At 47.3% G+C, this 18,914-nt stretch carries 16 protein-coding genes and 1 pseudogene; 14 read left to right on the top strand and 3 right to left on the bottom strand.

What is annotated here, in order from left to right; all coding sequences use genetic code 11:
- Positions 1-35 precede the first annotated feature (35 nt).
- The 6 genes from CKQ84_RS04950 to CKQ84_RS04925 all read left to right on the top strand — a co-directional run bounded on the left by CKQ84_RS04950 (position 36) and on the right by CKQ84_RS04925 (position 7,742).
- Positions 36-245 (top strand): DUF3012 domain-containing protein, encoded by a 210-nt coding sequence (locus CKQ84_RS04950; protein ID WP_028759383.1) that lies wholly within the window; start codon positions 36-38, stop codon positions 243-245.
- 207 nt (positions 246-452) lie between these two features.
- The gene (locus tag CKQ84_RS04945; protein WP_105250332.1) at positions 453-896 is read left to right on the top strand and encodes a hypothetical protein; all 444 of its coding nucleotides are present in this window, start codon (positions 453-455) and stop codon (positions 894-896) included.
- 328 nt (positions 897-1,224) lie between these two features.
- Entirely contained in the window at positions 1,225-2,718 is a 1,494-nt protein-coding gene (locus tag CKQ84_RS04940; protein WP_105250331.1) for a TolC family protein, read from the top strand.
- A 10-nt stretch (positions 2,719-2,728) separates the two neighbouring features.
- Complete coding sequence (locus CKQ84_RS04935; protein ID WP_105250330.1) at positions 2,729-3,994, top strand: efflux RND transporter periplasmic adaptor subunit; 1,266 nt, start codon at positions 2,729-2,731, stop codon at positions 3,992-3,994.
- Positions 3,995-4,023: 29 nt separating this feature from the next.
- Positions 4,024-7,248, top strand: coding sequence for an efflux RND transporter permease subunit (locus tag CKQ84_RS04930; protein ID WP_105250329.1), 3,225 nt, complete (start codon positions 4,024-4,026; stop codon positions 7,246-7,248).
- Between the two features lie 170 nt (positions 7,249-7,418).
- Positions 7,419-7,742, top strand: coding sequence for an antibiotic biosynthesis monooxygenase (locus tag CKQ84_RS04925; protein WP_025008611.1), 324 nt, complete (start codon positions 7,419-7,421; stop codon positions 7,740-7,742).
- Positions 7,743-7,818: 76 nt separating this feature from the next.
- On the opposite strand, the gene mscL is transcribed toward CKQ84_RS04925, so the two are convergent.
- Both mscL and CKQ84_RS04915 read right to left on the bottom strand, forming a co-directional pair.
- Complete coding sequence (gene mscL, locus CKQ84_RS04920; RefSeq protein WP_105250328.1) at positions 7,819-8,229, bottom strand: large-conductance mechanosensitive channel protein MscL; 411 nt, start codon at positions 8,227-8,229, stop codon at positions 7,819-7,821.
- 203 nt (positions 8,230-8,432) lie between these two features.
- Positions 8,433-9,377, bottom strand: a complete 945-nt coding sequence (locus CKQ84_RS04915) for a LysR family transcriptional regulator (protein ID WP_173913153.1) — start codon at positions 9,375-9,377, stop codon at positions 8,433-8,435.
- Positions 9,378-9,471: 94 nt separating this feature from the next.
- Here CKQ84_RS04915 and CKQ84_RS04910 point away from each other — a divergent pair, with 94 nt between their 5' ends.
- From CKQ84_RS04910 to CKQ84_RS23980, 5 genes and pseudogenes are all read left to right on the top strand, one after another.
- The gene (locus CKQ84_RS04910; RefSeq protein ID WP_105250327.1) at positions 9,472-10,530 is read left to right on the top strand and encodes an HlyD family secretion protein; all 1,059 of its coding nucleotides are present in this window, start codon (positions 9,472-9,474) and stop codon (positions 10,528-10,530) included.
- A gap of 1 nt (position 10,531) precedes the next feature.
- The gene (locus CKQ84_RS04905) at positions 10,532-12,160 is read left to right on the top strand and encodes a DHA2 family efflux MFS transporter permease subunit (protein WP_105250326.1); all 1,629 of its coding nucleotides are present in this window, start codon (positions 10,532-10,534) and stop codon (positions 12,158-12,160) included.
- 162 nt (positions 12,161-12,322) lie between these two features.
- Positions 12,323-12,778, top strand: a complete 456-nt coding sequence (locus CKQ84_RS04900) for a GNAT family N-acetyltransferase (RefSeq protein WP_105250325.1) — start codon at positions 12,323-12,325, stop codon at positions 12,776-12,778.
- 99 nt (positions 12,779-12,877) lie between these two features.
- Entirely contained in the window at positions 12,878-13,204 is a 327-nt protein-coding gene (locus CKQ84_RS04895; RefSeq protein ID WP_105250324.1) for a putative quinol monooxygenase, read from the top strand.
- Positions 13,205-13,232: 28 nt separating this feature from the next.
- A pseudogene (locus CKQ84_RS23980) lies at positions 13,233-13,331 on the top strand (radical SAM protein); the annotation flags it as partial.
- A 274-nt stretch (positions 13,332-13,605) separates the two neighbouring features.
- Here the strand turns inward: CKQ84_RS23980 and CKQ84_RS04885 are convergent.
- On the bottom strand, positions 13,606-15,243 hold the full coding sequence (locus tag CKQ84_RS04885; RefSeq protein ID WP_105250323.1) for a lactate permease LctP family transporter: 1,638 nt from the start codon (positions 15,241-15,243) through the stop codon (positions 13,606-13,608).
- Between the two features lie 566 nt (positions 15,244-15,809).
- Here CKQ84_RS04885 and CKQ84_RS04880 point away from each other — a divergent pair.
- The 3 genes from CKQ84_RS04880 to CKQ84_RS04870 all read left to right on the top strand — a co-directional run bounded on the left by CKQ84_RS04880 (position 15,810) and on the right by CKQ84_RS04870 (position 18,806).
- Positions 15,810-16,046, top strand: coding sequence for a thioredoxin family protein (locus CKQ84_RS04880; protein ID WP_028761824.1), 237 nt, complete (start codon positions 15,810-15,812; stop codon positions 16,044-16,046).
- A 333-nt stretch (positions 16,047-16,379) separates the two neighbouring features.
- Positions 16,380-17,249, top strand: coding sequence for a DUF2927 domain-containing protein (locus CKQ84_RS04875; protein WP_105250322.1), 870 nt, complete (start codon positions 16,380-16,382; stop codon positions 17,247-17,249).
- 117 nt (positions 17,250-17,366) lie between these two features.
- Entirely contained in the window at positions 17,367-18,806 is a 1,440-nt protein-coding gene (locus tag CKQ84_RS04870; protein ID WP_105250321.1) for an MBL fold metallo-hydrolase RNA specificity domain-containing protein, read from the top strand.
- Positions 18,807-18,914 lie beyond the last annotated feature (108 nt).

The raw sequence follows: 18,914 nt of genomic DNA, 5'->3' as shown, positions 1-18,914 counted from the left end.
GGTCTAATTTAGGCCATATTTACAAGGAATTAAGTATGTCATTATTGAAATCGGGCTCTTTTTCTTCGCTGACAGTTTCTAAGGTCAGTGCGATTGCGTTAGTGTTGGCATTTACCGCTGGACTGAGTGCCTGCGCGCCAGAAGTGGGCAGTGATGCTTGGTGTAAACAGATGAAAAATAAGCCGTCTGGCGATTGGACTGCTAACGAAGCCGCTGATTATGCTAAGCACTGTGTATTTAAATAAGCACTGTGTATTTAAATAAGTGCTGTGTGTTTAAATAAGCACTGAGTGTTTAAGTCAGCGTTAGCCTTTAGAGATCACAGCTTGAAAGACTTTGCTTGCGAGCTGTGAACTTATGTTTATCATACGGGTCAGATGTTCGGTTATCCGTTATCCGTTATTTGCTATAGGTGATATTTGAATTCTACCGCTAAGCCATTTTTTACTCGAATGGTGACCCTACTGATAGCCATTATCGTGCTGCAATTTGCCGGCGCGAATTTGGGTGCGCATCAGTTACATGCGGGCAATGGCGCGGAAGAAGCTGAGAATCATCCCCATCTGCAATTTAGTGCTCAAGTGACCACTTTGGCTCAATGTATTGAGTGTGTTTGTCCAAGCGAGCAAGCCTTAGGTTTTGCGGACTCCACGGGTGTCACCAGTAATCACGCGGGTGAAAACCAAAGCAACGGATTTCATTCCCACTTAGTGAAAACCACTGAAATACAAGATTTTGATCTATGCCTCGACTGCCAATGCCATGGCGGTCATGTGGCGCTGTTATCTCAGGCTGTGAGTCAGCCTGTACAGGCGTTAGAAAGCGTCTATCTGCCTACCGATGTATCCTATTTTCCGCCTGAAAATTTACCTAAATACCGCCCTCCTATCGCTTAATTCTCCAATATTCGGCTTATTTCTCGGCTTAGGACGATTGATTCATCTGATTGGATCTCATTCTATTTTGCCGCGTGATAAGCCCGTTATGTTCATCCCTCAAAAGATACGCTTGAACTGATGCTCGCAGCGTTAACTGTTGGAGCCGTCATTGGCTTTTTAGCCGTTACTGTATCGCTTGGCGGGATGATTCGATCGGCGCTTATTTGCCATGTCCAGAACGATATGATTGCTTTGCATTGAGCTATTTAAATGAAGCTCACATCTAGCCGTTTCGCTTTGGGCGCAAAAGCCAGCCGATCCACATTTGATATTGTTAGGATTTGCGATGAAAAAAACGATTCTCGCCCGTACTTTAGTTTGTCTGTTTAGATCGGGCTTGTTTAGCTGCGGATTAGTATTGGCCGCCGGATTGGTAGCCTTTGCCCTCGCGGCAGAAAATGACTCTCTTGAAGTCAACGTCCTTGAAGTCAAGGTCCTTGAAACCAAAGCCTCTGAAGCTAATGCCCCTGAAATCAAAGCCGCTGAAGTTGAGGCATTTAAGGCGCAATCACTGGGCTTACCCGCCAAAGAAACCGACACGGCACATGTCAACTTTGGCCAATGGTTGCCTGAGTTACTCACACAGTTCAATCAGTTACCTGAAGTTCAGGCACAGCTTGTAAGGCAGCAACAGGCCAAACTGGCCATTCAGGCGGCAGATCGCGCTGTGTATAACCCAGAACTTGGGCTTAATTATCAAAATGCTGATACAGATGCTTATAGCTTAGGGCTGAGTCAAACCCTCGATTGGGGTGACAAGCGCGGCGTGGCGACACAGCGTGCCGAGCTTGAAGCGCAAATCCTTTTAGCGGACATAGGGTTAGAGCGTAGCCAAATGTTAGCCGAACGCTTGCTGGCCTTGGCAGAACAGGCGCAAAGCCGTAAGGCGCTGACCTTTGCCGAGCAGCAATTAAGGTTCACCAAGGCGCAGCTCAATATTGCTGAGCAGCGATTGGCGGCGGGGGATTTATCCAACGTCGAGCTGCAATTGATACAACTCGAAGTCGCCTCGAATACTGCCGACTACGCCTTAGCCGAGCAGGTGGCCTTAGTGGCCGATGGCAAAGTAATTGAATTACTGGGGGATAATAATTTCGCTTTTAGTGAGTTTATCAAAGAGATCCATTTCTTTGTGACTCAGACTAAGCAAGCGCCAGCGGCCGAGTTGGGCACCTCTACATCAGCCTTGCCAGCCTTGGCGAGTGCTTATCAGCAAGTGCTGCTCGCCAGAGTTAATGTCATGCAAGTCAAAGCGGAAGCTTCAGCTGACCCGACTATTAGCCTAGGCGCTGAAAAGGAGGGCACGGACAATAAGCTCGGTGTCGGTGTGTCGATTCCTCTACAAGTTCGCAATAACTATAGTGAGTTACAAGCCGTAGCCGATAAGGGCATCGCTATCGCGGAGCAAGGTTATCTTGCCCGTGAGCGAGTGCTTACCGCTAAGCAGAAACAATTCCTCTATGCCTTACCGCGTTTACTCGAATGTTACCAAGACTGGCGCGAGTTAGTGCAAGTGTCAGGTGCTAAAGCCGCTAAATCCTTAAGCCAACAATGGCAGGCGGGGGATGTGAGTACTAGCGAGTACTTACAGAGCCGTCGGCAGTTAGCCGCCAGTTATTTGGTGGGCTTAAACCTAGAAACGGCTATCTATCAAAGTTGGTTAAATTGGATGGGCGAAAGCGGCCAGCTTATGCCTTTTATCGAAAAGCTCATTATAGAAAAGCTAAATGCAGCCCCTTCGATAACATCTAATGCCGCCGCACGCACAGTAAACCCATGAGGTCACAATAATGAATTCAAATACTCACCACGAAAATGTCCTTCAACTGGATGCTGTAACGGCGCCTGAAAAGCGTCGGTTTAACCTATCAAAAATCGCTCTCGCATTATTCGTGCTGAGCACGCTGGCCTTTCTCGCTCAGCCTGTATTGGCTGGCGGTGATCACGCACCCGTCGCTAAGGAAAGCGGCGATTCGGTAACGCAAACGGCGTCGACGGATGAACACGGCGAACAAGCGCTGAAATTGACCGAAGCGCAGCAAGCCTTGGCGGGGATTAGCTTATTACCTTTGTCGAGCGATAGCTTGAACCTCGCCAATTTGAATCTCGATATTAGGGCGACGGCAACCTTAGTGGTGGATCGCGATCGAACCGCGACCCTTGCGCCGCAGCTCGATGTGCGTGTGTTGGCGCGCCATGTAGTGCCGGGACAAGAAGTGAAAAAAGGTGAGCCTTTACTTACCTTGGGTGGCGCAGCCGTTGCGCAGGCACAGGCGGACTACATTAATGCCGCTGCCGAATGGAGTCGAGTCAAACGCATGAGTGAAGGTGTGGTTAGCGTCAGTCGGCGGATGCAGGCGCAGGTGGATGCCGAACTTAAACGGGCGATTTTAGAGGCAATTAAGATGACGCCTGCGCAAATTCGTGCACTGGAATTGACGCCCGAAGCCATAGGCAGTTATCAACTCTTAGCGCCAATTGACGGTCGAGTGCAGCAGGATATCGCCATGCTAGGTCAAGTTTTTAGCGCGGGCACACCCTTAATGCAACTGACCGATGAATCCTATTTATGGGTTGAGGCGCAGTTAACCCCAACTCAAACTACGTATATCCAGGTTGGCAGTTCAGCTTTAGTGCAAGTAGGGGATAAGACGTTGGCAGGTAAGATAATCGGTCGCTCCCATGAACTCGATAGCGTAACGCGCACCGAGCAAGTGCTGGTGAGTATGCCCAATCCTGATCATGTGTTGCATGCGGGGCAATTTGCTGAATTGTACTTTGCTGGCTCTACTACCGATCCAAACGGCAGTGGCATAGTGCTGCCCGATGCGGCGTTGACCCGTGGCGGCGATGGCGATTGGCAGATTTTTATTCAAGATGAGGATGGCTTTGAGTCCATTGAGGTAGAAGTGGTGCAACGTCAACGCGGCTTGAGTCTAGTGCGTGGACCTGAGCTTGAAAAAGCCCAACAGGCACAGCTCAAGGTTGTGGTGGCTGGCGCGTTCTTCTTGGCATCCGAGCAGGCGAAAGCGGGCTTTGATATTCACGCCCACTAATATGAGCGCCCTCATTTTGGAGATTTTCTATGTTGCAAAAGTTAATCGAAGCCGCGATTAAAAATCGGCTGTTAGTGGTATTGGCTCTGCTCGCCGTGATTGTGGGCTGTGTGGCCATGCTACCAAAGTTGAATCTCGATGCCTTTCCTGATGTGACGAACGTGCAAGTGACCATCAATACTGCGGCCGAAGGCTTAGCCGCTGAAGAGGTGGAAAAACTTATCAGTTATCCGGTGGAATCGGCCATGTACGCCTTGCCAGCCGTGACTGAGGTGCGCTCGTTATCGCGTACTGGCTTGTCGATTGTGACTGTGGTATTTGCCGAGGGGACGGATATTTACTTCGCTCGTCAGCAAGTGTTTGAACAGTTACAGGCGGCGCGGGAGATGATCCCAAGCGGTGTCGGAGTGCCTGAAATCGGCCCCAATACCTCGGGATTAGGGCAGATTTATCAGTATATTCTGCGTGCAGAACCTAACTCTGGCATTAATGCCGCCGAGCTGCGTAGCTTAAATGATTATCTGGTGAAGTTGATATTGATGCCCGTGGGCGGCGTGACTGAAGTCTTGTCTTTTGGTGGCGATGTGCGCCAATACCAAGTGCAGGTCGACCCGAATAAACTGCGTGCCTATGGCTTGTCTATGGCGCAGGTGACCGAAGCGCTAGAGAGCAATAACCGCAACGCTGGCGGTTGGTTTATGGACCAAGGCCAAGAGCAACTAGTGGTGCGCGGCTATGGCATGTTGCCCGCAGGAGACGCGGGATTGGCGGCGATCGCGCAGATCCCTCTGACCGAAGCCAGCGGTACGCCAGTGCGTATTGGCGATATCGCTCAGGTGGATTTCGGCAGCGAGATCCGTGTCGGGGCAGTGACTATGACGCGCCGCGATGAATCTGGCCAAGTGCAAAATCTCGGTGAAGTGGTGGCTGGTGTCGTGCTCAAACGCATGGGGGCAAACACTAAGGCGACGATTGACGATATTGGTGCACGGGTGAGCCTTATCGAGCAGGCCTTGCCCGATGGTGTGTCCTTTGAGGTGTTTTACGACCAAGCGGATCTGGTCGATAAGGCTGTGACCACAGTGCGCGACGCGCTGCTAATGGCCTTTGTGTTTATCGTGGTGATCTTGGCGTTGTTCCTCGTCAATATCCGCGCGACCTTGCTGGTGCTGCTGTCGATTCCAGTGTCTATCGGGCTCGCACTTATGGTGATGTCCTATTATGGTCTGTCGGCAAACCTGATGTCGCTCGGCGGCTTAGCAGTGGCGATTGGTATGTTAGTCGATGGCTCTGTGGTGATGGTAGAGAATATTTTCAAACACTTAACCCAACCGGATCGCCGCCATTTACCTGAGGCGAGGGCGCGTGCCGATGGTGAGGACGATCCCTATCACAGTGAGGAGGATGGCGCTAAAGCCAGTGGTGATGTCAGTGAATCGAATATGGTTATTCGGATAATGCTCGCGGCAAAAGAGGTGTGTAGTCCAATCTTCTTCGCCACCGCCATTATTATCGTCGTATTTGCGCCGCTGTTTGCACTCGAAGGCGTTGAAGGCAAGCTGTTCCAGCCGATGGCGGTCAGTATTATTTTGGCTATGATGTCGGCGCTGCTGGTGGCGCTGATCGCCGTGCCAGCCCTTGCCGTGTATCTGTTTAAGCGCGGTGTGGTGCTCAAACAAAGTGTGGTTTTAGCACCGCTGGATGCCGCTTATCGCAAGCTACTCACGGCAACGCTTGCTAGGCCAAAGGTGGTGATGCTCAGCGCCTTGGTGATGTTCGGCTTGAGTCTATTATTGCTACCAAGGCTGGGTACCGAATTTGTGCCTGAACTGGAGGAAGGCACGATTAACTTGAGGGTGACGCTGGCACCGACGGCGAGTTTAGGTACTTCGCTCCAAGTCGCACCTAAGCTTGAGGCTATTTTGCTAGCATTTCCCGAGGTGGAATATGCCTTGAGCCGCATTGGTGCGCCTGAACTGGGCGGCGATCCTGAGCCTGTGAGTAATATTGAAGTCTATATTGGCTTGAAACCGATAGCAGAGTGGCAGTCGGCAAGCTCGCGCTTGGAACTGCAACGCTTGATGGAGGAAAAGCTCAGCGTGTTCCCCGGACTCTTGTTGACCTTTTCGCAGCCGATTGCGACTCGGGTAGATGAATTACTTTCGGGGGTAAAAGCCCAGCTAGCGATTAAAATCTTCGGCCCTGATTTAGCAGTATTGTCACAGAAAGGCCAAGCGCTTACCGATCTCGTCGCGAAAATCCCCGGTGCCGTGGATGTGTCGCTTGAGCAAGTGAGCGGCGAGGCGCAATTGGTCGTGCGCCCCAAACGCGAGCTATTGGCACGCTACGGCATCAGTGTTGATCAAGTGATGAGCCTCGTCAGCCAAGGTATTGGTGGCGCGAGTGCAGGGCAAGTGATCGATGGCAATGCCAGATACGACATCAATGTGCGACTCGCGGCCGAGTTTCGCCAAAGCCCTGATGCGATTAAAGACTTATTACTTAGTGGCACAAATGGCGCCACAGTGCGCTTAGGGGAAGTCGCCAGCGTTGAAGTGGAAATGGCGCCGCCGAATATTCGCCGTGACGATGTGCAGCGCCGTGTTGTGGTGCAGGCCAACGTGGCGGGACGCGATATGGGCTCGGTCGTGAAAGATATTTATGCCCTAGTGCCAAAGGCGGATTTACCTGCGGGATATACAGTGATCATTGGCGGCCAGTATGAGAATCAGCAGCGAGCGCAGCAAAAGTTGATGCTAGTGGTGCCGATTTCTATCGCCTTGATTGCCTTGCTGTTGTACTTCTCCTTTGGTTCATTCAAGCAAGTGTTGCTCATCATGGCGAACGTGCCCTTAGCTTTGATTGGCGGCATAGTGGCCCTGTATGTCAGTGGTACTTATTTGTCTGTGCCTAGCTCTATTGGCTTTATCACGCTATTTGGGGTGGCGGTGCTCAACGGTGTGGTGCTGGTGGATTCGATTAATCAGCGCAGGCAAAGCGGCGAAGCACTCTATGATTGTGTTTATGAGGGCACGGTTGGGCGTTTACGACCCGTATTGATGACGGCACTGACCTCGGCCTTAGGTTTGATCCCGATTTTATTGTCGTCGGGTGTCGGCAGTGAGATCCAAAAGCCCTTGGCAGTGGTGATTATCGGTGGCTTGTTTAGCTCGACGGCGCTGACCTTACTCGTCTTGCCGACCTTGTATCGCTGGTTATATCGCGGCGATAAGCGCATTGATGAGCTCGGTTAATCACAAGTAAGCCGTCATCGTGGGCAATAACTTGTTATGTTTCGGGTTATTGCCTTCGTTGTAGACAGGGTTATCACATTGACTAAAAGGCTTAAAATCAGCGAGCTATCGCGCCCTGGTTGGGCTAGTCTTAGAGTCGACATTAAGGACATTCATTTCTGGAGAACATTATGATTGCGGTAATTTTTGAAGTCATCCCGACAAAGGAAGGGAAGGAAGAGTATCTGCACGTGGCGGCTGAAATGCGCCAATATTTAGAAGGCCGCAAGGGATTGATTTCGATCGAACGTTTTCAGAGCTTAACCGACGATGGCAAAGTACTAAGCCTGTCGTTTTGGGAGGACCAAGCCTCTATTACCCAATGGCGCAATCAGATGGCCCACAGCATTGCCGAGCAAACGGGTATAGTGCCCTGTTTGTTTAACTCTTATCGCATTCGGGTGGCAGAAGTAGTGCAAGATTACAGTGAAACTGTGCATGTTGAAGCTGAGTAATCACTTATCTCGCTGAGGTAAAAACAAAACCCATCTCTAGAGATGGGTTTTTTATGCGTGACACTTAAGTTTGAGATTATTTTTCTTGTTGAGCTTTCAATAGATCGCGGATTTCAGACAGCAACTCTTCTTCTTTGGTCGGTGCTGGTGGCGCTTTAGGCGCATCTTCTTCCTTGCGTTTTAGGGTGTTAATGGCTTTTAAACCCATAAAAATGGCGAAGGCGATAATCGTAAAGTCGATAATAGTCTGAATGAATTTGCCATAGGCAATGACCACAGAAGGCGCATCGCCTTGAGCTGCCTGTAGCACTATGCTCAAATCACTAAAATTCACGCCGCCTAGGATGATGCCAATTGGTGGCATGATGACATCGGCCACGAAGGACGAGACGATTTTGCCGAATGCGGCACCTATGATGATACCAACGGCCATGTCTATCACATTGCCACGGGACGCAAAAGCCTTGAACTCTTTAATTAAGCTCATTAGGTTTCCTCCAAAATTGAGATTAAATGTTAAATTTTATTGTGCAAACTGTATCAGGAAAACCTAAGGTCTTTTGCAGCCTGTTACCTTGCCAAGCTTATAGGGGCTTATGGATTAAGGCAATTCTGACATAGAGGATTTATCCTCAAGGCAATGATTTACACTTTACAAAGTAACAATTGTTACTGTTTGGGGTATTCGATTTATTCATCTAGATCGGCATGGCCGATAAAATCAGGGACTTCTAAGACTTGCGATCCCCAACGTTTAAATAGGGAGCTATAGATGAATTCGATAAAGACGCGGTATTTTCGCGGTAGATACGCCCGCTGTGGATAGCTAAGCACTACCTTAGTTTGCACCATTGGATAGTCATCTAGTAGCGGGATTAAATCGCCTTTTTCTAATGCGACTTGGGCTATGATGGATGGCACCGCAGTGATCCCAAGCCCCGCTATGGCGGCCTCGCGAGCGAGGGTGACATTGTTTACCGTCAGTTGAGTCCTGGGCTCGGCGACAATCCAAGTTTTGCCATCGAATAATTTCCACGCACCTTCGATATGCGCCGACTGCAAGCGAATCGCTTTATGTTTGGCTAAGTCCTGTGGCACCTTGGGTGTTCCATGGGCAGCTAAATAAGCTGGGCTTGCCATAAGCGATTTATGGGCGTTGACTAAGGCATAGCTTTGCAAGCGAGTGTCGCCAGAATCGGCAATTTGAAATAACAGATCTATGCCTTCTTCTATCACATCAACCTTTCGATTGGTGAGTTCAGCCTCTATGGTGATTTCGGGATAAAGCGTTAAAAACTGCGCGAAAATCGGCCCTAAAAACAATTGGCCTAATTCAATTGGGCAGACAATTTTTAGATTGCCTTTAATCAATTGCTGTTGGGCGCTGAGCTGATTTTCGGCGCTCTGCAGATCGCTGAGGATCTTATTGATCCTGTTGTAATAACTCGATCCAGCTTCGGTGAGTTTTAGGGCTCTGGTGGTGCGAAACAGCAGTTGTGTGCCAGTATCGGCTTCGAGCTCGGCTATCTTGCGACTGACGGTTGCCTTAGTGAGCCCAAGGGCTTTAGCTGCGCCAGTAAAGCTACCTTGTTCGACCACTTGAGCGAAAATTTGCACGCGATTGAGATCCATCATTGTTACACCTGTGAAACAGTGGGTTGATTTTTTACTGACTAATAAACTTAGTGAGACAGTAGTACACTAGATATCACTAATCAAGGAGTCATTCATGTCCAAAAGTAAACTCATTATCGCCGTTCCACTGTTACTCGCTGCAGTTGCGGGAGGCGGTTATTACTGGTGGACACAGGTACGTTTTATCGAAACCACGGATAACGCTTATGTTGAGGCCGATATTTCCCATATCAGCGTGAAAGTGCCCGGCTACGTTGTGTTAAGCGATGTAACTGATAACCAGCATGTGCAGAAGGGTGAGTTATTAGCTCAGCTGGAAGATAACCAGTTTAGTGCCAAAGTGAGTCAAGCTGAAGCCTCACAGGCGAGTGCGAAGGCGGACTTGCAAACTTTAGCCGCAAAGGTGGAGTTGCAACGGGCTTTAATCACTCAAGCCAGCGCAGGCGTGGTAGCGGCAAAGGCTGATAAAATACGGGCACAACAGCAATTGAGCCGTTCGAAAAAGCTCAAAGTCAGTAATTACAGCTCCCAAGATGATGTCGACCAACTACAGGCAGGATTTGATTCTGCCGCCGCCCGCCTCGATGAAGCTCAAGCCGTGTTAGTGGCAAAGCAACGGGAGTTAGCGGTTTTTAATGCCCAATTAGATCAGGCGGGTTCAGTAGTAGAGCAGGCCGATGCGACTTTAGAACTGGCGAAAATTCAATTAAATGATACCCGCGTGACCGCACCTTTTTCTGGGGTGATTGGTAAACGTGGCGCTATGGTGGGGCAGTACGTGCAGCCCGGCCAAGCACTCTACAGTTTGGTTCCGGATGGGGCAGTGTGGATCACGGCGAACTATAAAGAGACCCAGATCCAACATATGCAACCAGGACAGTCGGTGCAGGTCAGTCTCGATGCGTTTCCCGACAAAACCTTTATAGGTGTTATCGATAGTCTGTCACCGGCGTCCGGAGCCAAATTTAGTCTATTGCCAGCGGAAAACGCTACAGGTAATTTCACTAAAATCGTCCAGCGTATTCCCGTGCGTATTCGCTTAGATTTGTCTGAGGAAGAAGCACACATGCTACCGGGCTTAAGTGCGGTCGTGAAAGTGGATACGGCGTCGGGTACTGCAATATCGGCAATCGCTGCAAATACAGGTCGTTAGTATGAGCGCAACTGGCTCTATCACTGCGTCTGCCGATATGGAGGCGCAGGGCATCAGTGTACCTAAAAAGCCTACCGATTATGAGCGTGGCAGTCGCCGTTCATGGATTGCGGTATTTGGTGGTTTGATCGGCGCCTTTATGGCGATCCTCGATATTCAAATCACCAATGCATCGATGAAGGAGATTCAAGGCAGTCTTGGGGCAACGCTCGAAGAAGGCAGCTGGATTTCAACCGCGTATCTGGTGGCTGAGATGATCGCGATCCCGCTTTCTGGCTGGCTCAGTACGGGATTGTCGGTCAGGCGTTATCTGTTATGGACCACGGCCGCCTTTATCTTTGCTTCCGTACTTTGTTCTATGGCGTGGAACTTAGAGGCCATGATCGCCTTTCGGGCGCTACAGGGCTTCTTTGGCGGTGCGCTTATTCCGCTGGCCTTTAGGCTTATCCTTGAGTTTTTACCCGATAACAAGCGTGCCGTCGGCATGGCGTTATTTGGCGTGACGGCGACCTTTGCGCCTTCAATCGGCCCGACCTTAGGCGGTTGGTTGACTGAGCAATTTAGCTGGCATTATCTGTTTTATATCAATGTGCCACCGGGTTTGTTGGTGATGGCCATGTTGGCCTACGGTTTAGAGAAGCAGTCGGTCGTTTGGGATAAGCTGAAGAATGTCGATCTGGCGGGCATAGTCACTATGGCGCTGGGTATGGGTTGTCTTGAAGTGGTGCTCGAAGAAGGTAACCGCAAGGACTGGTTTGGTTCAGAACTCATTCGTAATCTGGCCATTATTGCCGTCGTGAATCTGGTGTTATTTGTTTGGATCCAGTTAAGGCGTAAAGAGCCGTTAGTGAATTTGCGCCTGCTCGGTAAGCGTGATTTTGTGCTCTCTACCGTGGCGTATTTTTTACTGGGCATGGCATTATTCGGTGCTATTTATTTGATCCCGCTTTACCTATCGCAAGTCCATGATTACACACCGTTAGAAATTGGTGGTGTGATTATGTGGATGGGATTTCCGCAGCTATTGGTCTTGCCCTTAGTGCCGAAATTGATGGAGCGCTTCGATAGTCGTTATCTCGCTGCCTTTGGCTTTTTAATGTTCGCTATTAGCTATTACATGAATAGCCAGATGACCGCAGATTATGCCGGACCGCAGATGATCGCCTCGCAAGTAGTGCGGGCATTAGGTCAGCCTTTTATTCTGGTGCCAATTGGAATGCTTGCGACCATGCATTTAAAACCCCATGAAAATGCCTCGGCATCGACGGTATTAAACGTGATGCGTAACTTAGGTGGTGCTTTTGGTATCGCGCTGGTGGCGACCCTGACTGACACTTTGTCGCGCGGGCATTTGGCTCATATTAAGGAATCTTTACCCGCAGTGAGCACACAAGCACAGGATTATTTAACCCAAAGCGCAAGCATGTTGCAGGCGGGAGGTTCAGATCCCTATACCGCTGCCGCGCAGGCGAAAGCTTTACTGGGCAAAACCATGAGTCAGCAAGCTTATATTCAGGCCTATAACGATGTGTTTTACATCATGGGCGCTCTGCTACTCATCGCCGTATTCGCTGTGCTGCTGATCCGTAAACCGACAGGGCCTGTGGCCCACGATGCCATGGTTGAGTAATAACGTTTTTCGTTATCCTGTTGTTGCCATAGATTTCCCCAGATCTATTGGTTTGCGCAACAGCTTTGCGCCTTAGTCCTCACGGATTAAGGCGCTTTTTTATGGTCTTTATGCTGTGGTAGACTCAAAGCTCTTTTTCGATGATTTGCAGAGGGATATCGTTTGCAGTGGCAAAATCTTACATTTAATCAATTAAATGCCAATAGGCTATACGACATATTGAAGCTAAGAGTCGATGTGTTTGTGGTAGAGCAGACCTGTGCGTATCCAGAGCTTGACGATAAGGATAGGCATCCAGAAACCCAGCATTTATTCGGCTTATCGTCAGACGGGGAACTGCTTGCCTACGCGCGTATTTTACCGCCGGGGTTGAGTTATCCAGAGGCGAGTATCGGCCGTGTGGTGGTATCGCCAGCGGGTCGAGGCAAAGGGCTAGCCATGCCTTTAATGCAGCACGCCATCGAATCTGCACTGACGACATGGCCCGACGCGGGGATCCAAATCGGGGCTCAAGATTACCTCAAAGCTTTCTATCAAAAACTCGGCTTTGTCGCCTGCTCTGAGATGTACTTAGAAGATGGTATTCCCCATTTAGATATGCGCTACCAATCAGCATAAGCGGCTATCAATATGAGTTATCTACATCAATTATCAACATAAACGATCAACAAAATCTTGGCACATAAACATTCAATATTAAGCCAATAAGGAACTGAGATGTCGACTTCAACGGACTATAGAATCAATCAACAACAAATTGCCTGCGTGGCGAGTTTTCTGGCTAAAGAGGGCAAAACCGAAGCGCTAATCTCTGCGCTCGCGAGCCTTATTCCTGATACGCGCCGTGAAGCGGGTTGTATTCGTTACGAACTCAATGTGAGCCGTGATGAACCACGTCGCGTGACGTTTGTAGAGAAGTTTGTCGATATTGCCGCCTTTGATGAGCACTGCGCTAAAGATGCAATTCAACACTATTTCCACCAAGTGATGCCCGAATTAGTCGAGTCATACCATGTGGAAACCTATCATCAAGTGATTGTTTAGCCATGAGATAAACGATTAGGAGCTTGCAGTGTTGATTAATGCTATCGAGCCAGTATTTAGATCTCTATCCGAATGGATCTCATTGATACTGCAAGTGACTAATGGCCGCAGCTGGAACCATTGCACTTTAACTCTTTAGTGCTAAAAGGCGTATTAGGTAAGGATAAGGCGAAATTGCTGGCTTAAGTTGCATTTGTCATCAATGTACCTGGTATTTATCTACGACAAGAATGACAAGCTGGACTTTGATTGTTTGACTTCACTGGGATTAATAAAGCTGCCTTGCTACTTTGCTTAATTGAACCCATTTTAACTTCATCGCAGAGTGAGTTTTATATCCATTCCAATCTAAAAAGCCGAGTGGTTTATCACTCGGCTTTTAATATATCTTAGATATCGTTTTATTTAGTGAAAAACACTAATGTCCAAGGGACTACGTATGCTTGGAGTACTGTGATCACGCCAATGAAAGTACAGAAAAATAGACTGTGCTTTAGCGTAAAGCGGAAAAGATCTGATTCTTTACCCGCCAATCCCGTTGCAGCGCAAGCAACGGCAATAGATTGTGGCGAAATCATTTTGCCCGTTACTCCTCCCGTAGTGTTTGCGGCGACTAATAACTCCGGTGTTACACCTATTTGGTTTGCTGTATTGGCTTGCAGCGCACCAAATAGGGCATTTGATGAGGTGTCTGAACCTGTTAAAAACACACCTAACCAACCTAAGAATGGCGAAAAGAAGGGGAATGCTACGCCAGTGCCTGCGAGCACGAGTGCTAAGGTTGAAGATAGACCTGAATAGTTTGCGACAAAGGCAAATGCTAATACTAATCCAATTGACAATATCGGGAATTTTAATTCAATTAAAGTGTCTTTAAAGGATGTCAGTGCATTACTTACTGACATTTTAAGGACCACAATTGAGATCATTGCTGCGATTAAAATTGCTGTTCCAACAGCGCCTAATAAATTAAGTTTATATATTGCTGCATAAGGGGTTTCCTTAGCGACAATAGGTGCACTTTTGATAACGAGATTATGTAAGTAAGGTACTTCAATACTGATAGTGGCAAAACTTAATGCCAGTTGTACATCTTTAAGACTCCACAGGGTTACAATCGCTGTGAGAATAATAAATGGAGACCATGCTTTAAATATCTGGCTATTAGAAAAAGTAGATTTAGGGGTAGTAACTCTTTGTTTCATGCCTGAGAAAGTGAATATTTCTTTTGGTTGCCAGACTTTTAAAAATAACGTTAAACAAATTAGACTGACTAACGCCGAAGTAATATCGGGTAATTCGGGGCCGATAAAGTTTGAGGTTAAAAATTGGGTGATCGCAAATGAAACGCCTGCTACTAATGTTGCGGGCCAAGTTTGACGTATTCCCCTGATGCCATCCATCATTGCGATGAGCCAGAAGGGGACAATAATCGATAATATTGGCAACTGACGGCCAGCGAGTTGTCCAATATGGAATGGGTCTAGTGATGAAACCTGACCTGCTACGATAATTGGGATACCCATAGCTCCAAAGGCGACGGGTGCCGTGTTTGCGATTAAGCAAAGTCCTGCTGCATACAATGGATTGAATCCAAGCCCGACAAGTAACGCAGCTGTAATAGCAACAGGTGCACCAAAACCAGCAGCACCTTCGAGGAAGGCTCCAAATGAAAAGCCAACCAATAGCATTTGTAATCGTTGATCTTCCGTGACTGAGATGACTGACGAGCGAATAACCTCAAATTGACCTGTTTTAACGGTGATTTTATATAAAAATACTGCGGTAATAATAATCCAAGCAATTGGCCATAGCCCATAACTAAAACCATATATAGCAGAAGAAAGCGCGATACTAATAGGCATTTTGTAGGCGAGTATCGCGACTGCTAAGGCTATTAATAAGGTTAATGCCCCAGCGATATAGCCTTTAAGTTTTAACACAGTTAAGGCTAGGAAGAAAAACACAATAGGCAGTAAAGCAACCATTGCGGTTAGCCACAAGCTACCGAGTGGCGTGTATGTTTGGGTCCAGATCATAGGGAGGTTTCCGTATTGTTATAATATGTTGATAAATCGTGTTGCAGTCGCAACATAGCAGATACTAGTGTTTAGTGATGTAGGATCAATCTTAAATGTTGTAATAAGTGATATGAGTCACGAGATGTGTGGATAAATGATGACGGGGAAATACCTAAATAATAATAAAGTAAAATATTGACTGTTTTAGCTATATTCACCAAACATCTAATTTAGGTTGTATTAATATTTATTGTGTTATCAAGATTATTTTTTTGAGTCGTGAAATTAACTAGAGTATTGAGATTTTATGAAAAACTAGGCTGTACTTTTTTAGTTTTTTGGTAGTGTTTATAACAGATGGTTTATAAATATTTGTTTATATTTATATATAGAAATTAATAGCAATCAATGTAATGCAACTAATAATGCAGTTATCTTATTGTGGCCTGAATTGAGCTATAGATGTTGCCATACTCTTGTCTATGAGTTTGCTTGGCTGGAAATTTACCTTGCTATATGTGGCTGCGAGTATGACAGTAGGTTGAAATTTTTAATTTTGCAGCACAGTTCGTTAAGGAAGTAACATGAAACAAGTCAAAGTATTAGGCAGTGGTTGCGCTAAATGTAGCAAAACCGCTGAGATGATTGCGGACATATCAGAAGAAATGGGTGTGGATGTGATTGTAAAAAAGGACACAGATCCTCAAAGCCTATTGAAATTTAAAGTGATGAAAACCCCTGCGGTAGTGATCGATGGTGAGCTCATACATAGCGGCTCAGTACCGACGCGCGATGAAGTTGAGGGGTGGTTAAGGGACTAGCTGTTGTAAATACAGGCTTATATTAGGTTAGAAAGCGCTTAAGCTAAAAATGCACACCATTGTCATCCTGAATCCTTGGCAATGGTGGTGTAATATCATCAGTATACGATTAATGATATTAAATATAATGTTTTTAAAAACAATGCATTGATGCTTTGTGTAGTAATTTTATTATGGGGTTTTATTGGCAACGGTTTAGTCGGCATTGCATTATCTGGGCGAGTTTATTAAGTCTATGTTGTATGAGATTGTTTGCAGATTTCGACTTCTTTTATCAGTATCACTGCTATGATTTTGATTCAGTGACCTCGTCAAGTTGCGGGATGAGTGCCAATGCAAAAGTGGCTTAGGGTATTAACACGTTTCTACAGTTGGTTATTTTTTACTGCACGTCTGTTTCGTTTAGGGCTTTTTCTAGCGCTAAGTTTATTCGCTTTGCCTTTGTTTGCTGCTCAAACATCTCCCGGATTAACCCAAGTATTAACGCCCGCTACGGATTGGAAAAACTCCGCTTATATCACCCAAGCATTTAGTGAAGTCGCCCTACAAAATGAGTATGACCTTGCTAAACATAGCGTGCGTAAGTGGCGCATACCGGTACGAGTGTTTATTGAGCATCAAGTGGGTGATAAGGCGCTGCACACTCAATTAGTGTTGATGCACTTAACACACTTAGGCCAGATTACCGGCCTCGATATTCAACGGGTAGATACGCTCTCTGAGGCGAATCTGCACTTAGTTTTTACCCGTCAATCCCTATGGGCAAGTGAGGTGATGCGCTTAATGGGACCGAGCTCGGCGAAAAATGTCCATGGCTCTGTGTGTATGGCAAAATTTGCTCTCAATTCACGGCAAGAGATTGAACGTGCTTGGATTATTATTCCTGTAGATCAAGCCAAAATGCACGGTAAGTTAGTGGCTTGCGTAGTGGAAGAGATAACCCAAGTGCTTGGTTTACCCAATGATTCAGAGAAAGTATTTCCCTCCATCTTTAACGACAAAACCCCGCAGGACTTACTCACTGGACTCGATTTCATTTTGCTTAAATTACTCTATAGCCCAAGTATTAGCGCTGGAATGACGGCGGCAGAAGTCAAACAGCCTTTGCAGATCTTGCTCGAACAATGGCTGCGCGATGGCACTATTGCTAACGCTGGCAAAACGGTACGTCAAGGTCAGTTGTACCCATTGTTAGGTTATTGATGACTAAGCATTACAGCTAAAGTTGACATTGCTCGCATGTGACTAATTAATCCTTTTTGTTTTAGGAATAAGGGCATAGTCTATCTTTATATGAGATAAACACCTTGGAGGGACACCATGCGAATGACATTGCAGTTTTTAGGGGCGACAGAGGAAGTGACGGGTTCGTGTCATTTACTCTCGGTTGATCATGAACACTTATTGCTCGACTGTGGTTTGATCCAAGGCGGTAAATCTGATGAGTTGCGTAATCATGATCCCTTCGCATTTGATCCTGAGTCTATTTCTGCTGTCGTGCTTAGCCATGCCCATATCGATCATTCTGGGCGTTTACCACTCTTAGTCAAAGCGGGTTTTGATGGGCCTATCTACACCCATAAAGCCACGGCAGAGCTGTGCGCCATCATGCTCAAAGATGCGGCTATGCTGCAGACCCGCGATACCGAAAGAGTCAATAAAAAGCGTGCTAAACATGATCTTGAACCCCTAGAACCGCTATTCACCGTTGAAGATGCTGAACTCGCGATAACCCAATTTGTACCATTGGAATATGGTCAAGTGACTCGGGTTATTCCCCATGTGGATATTTGCCTCTCAGATGCAGGGCATATTTTAGGTTCCGCCTTAGTCGAATTGTGGTTAGGTGAGGGAAAATCACAGAAGAAAATCGTCTTCAGTGGCGATCTTGGCCGTGCAGGTATGCCGATTTTACGTAATCCTACCTTAGTGGATACGGCAGATTTAGTCTTAATGGAAAGCACCTATGGCAATCGTTTTCACCGCAGTTGGACGGATACCTTAGCCGAATTGAAAGCCATTTTTGCTAAGACAGTCAACGAGAGCCAAGGCAATATATTGCTGCCCGCTTTTTCGGTTGGACGAGCACAGGAGTTATTATATCTATTTCATTTATATGCTAAAGAATGGGATCTCGGCCGTTGGAAAATCTGCCTAGACAGCCCGATGGCAATTGAGGCGACCCGCGTCTACGTTAATAATTATCCGCTGATGGATGAGGACTTTAAACGCTTTACCCGCCAACATCCTGGGCAGCATCCGCTGTTGTCGAATGTCGAATTTATCCAAACGACCGAAGAGTCGATAGCGCTGAACGATGTGCATAAGGGATTGATCATTATCGCAGGGAGCGGCATGTGTAACGGTGGACGTATTCGTAGCCACTTAGAGCATAATTTATGGCGCCCAGAATGTGATGTGATTATTTGTGGTTATCAAGCGCTTGGAACACCGGGGCGTGCCCTCGTCGATGGCGCTGAGGAACTGTCTATTCATGGTAACAGCATTAAAGTCGCGGCTAAGTTACACACAGTGGGTGGACTTTCAGCCCATGCGGATCAAGCAGAGTTATTACGTTGGTATCACCATTTTGAAGGCCAGCCGCCGTTAATTTTAGTCCATGGAGAACCCGAGGCGCAGCATGGATTAGTCGATGTGATTAACCAAGATCCTCAGACTAAACCAAAGGCTATAGCAATCGCGACCCAGGGTGACCGATTGGATTTAAATGCACTGCCGCAGTTAGTGTGGAAGCCTTAAAAGATTTGAAAGTGCAAGTTCAAAAGTTGGGTCGAAATGCCATTATCTTCTACACGTGTGGCAAAGCGAGCTCGCGATGAGTTGTATTTTGAATGTAATGGTGAAGGT

Origin of the sequence: Shewanella sp. WE21 (assembly GCF_002966515.1) — a bacterium.
Classification (GTDB): domain Bacteria; phylum Pseudomonadota; class Gammaproteobacteria; order Enterobacterales; family Shewanellaceae; genus Shewanella; species Shewanella oncorhynchi.
This window is presented reverse-complemented; position numbering and strand designations above follow the sequence as displayed.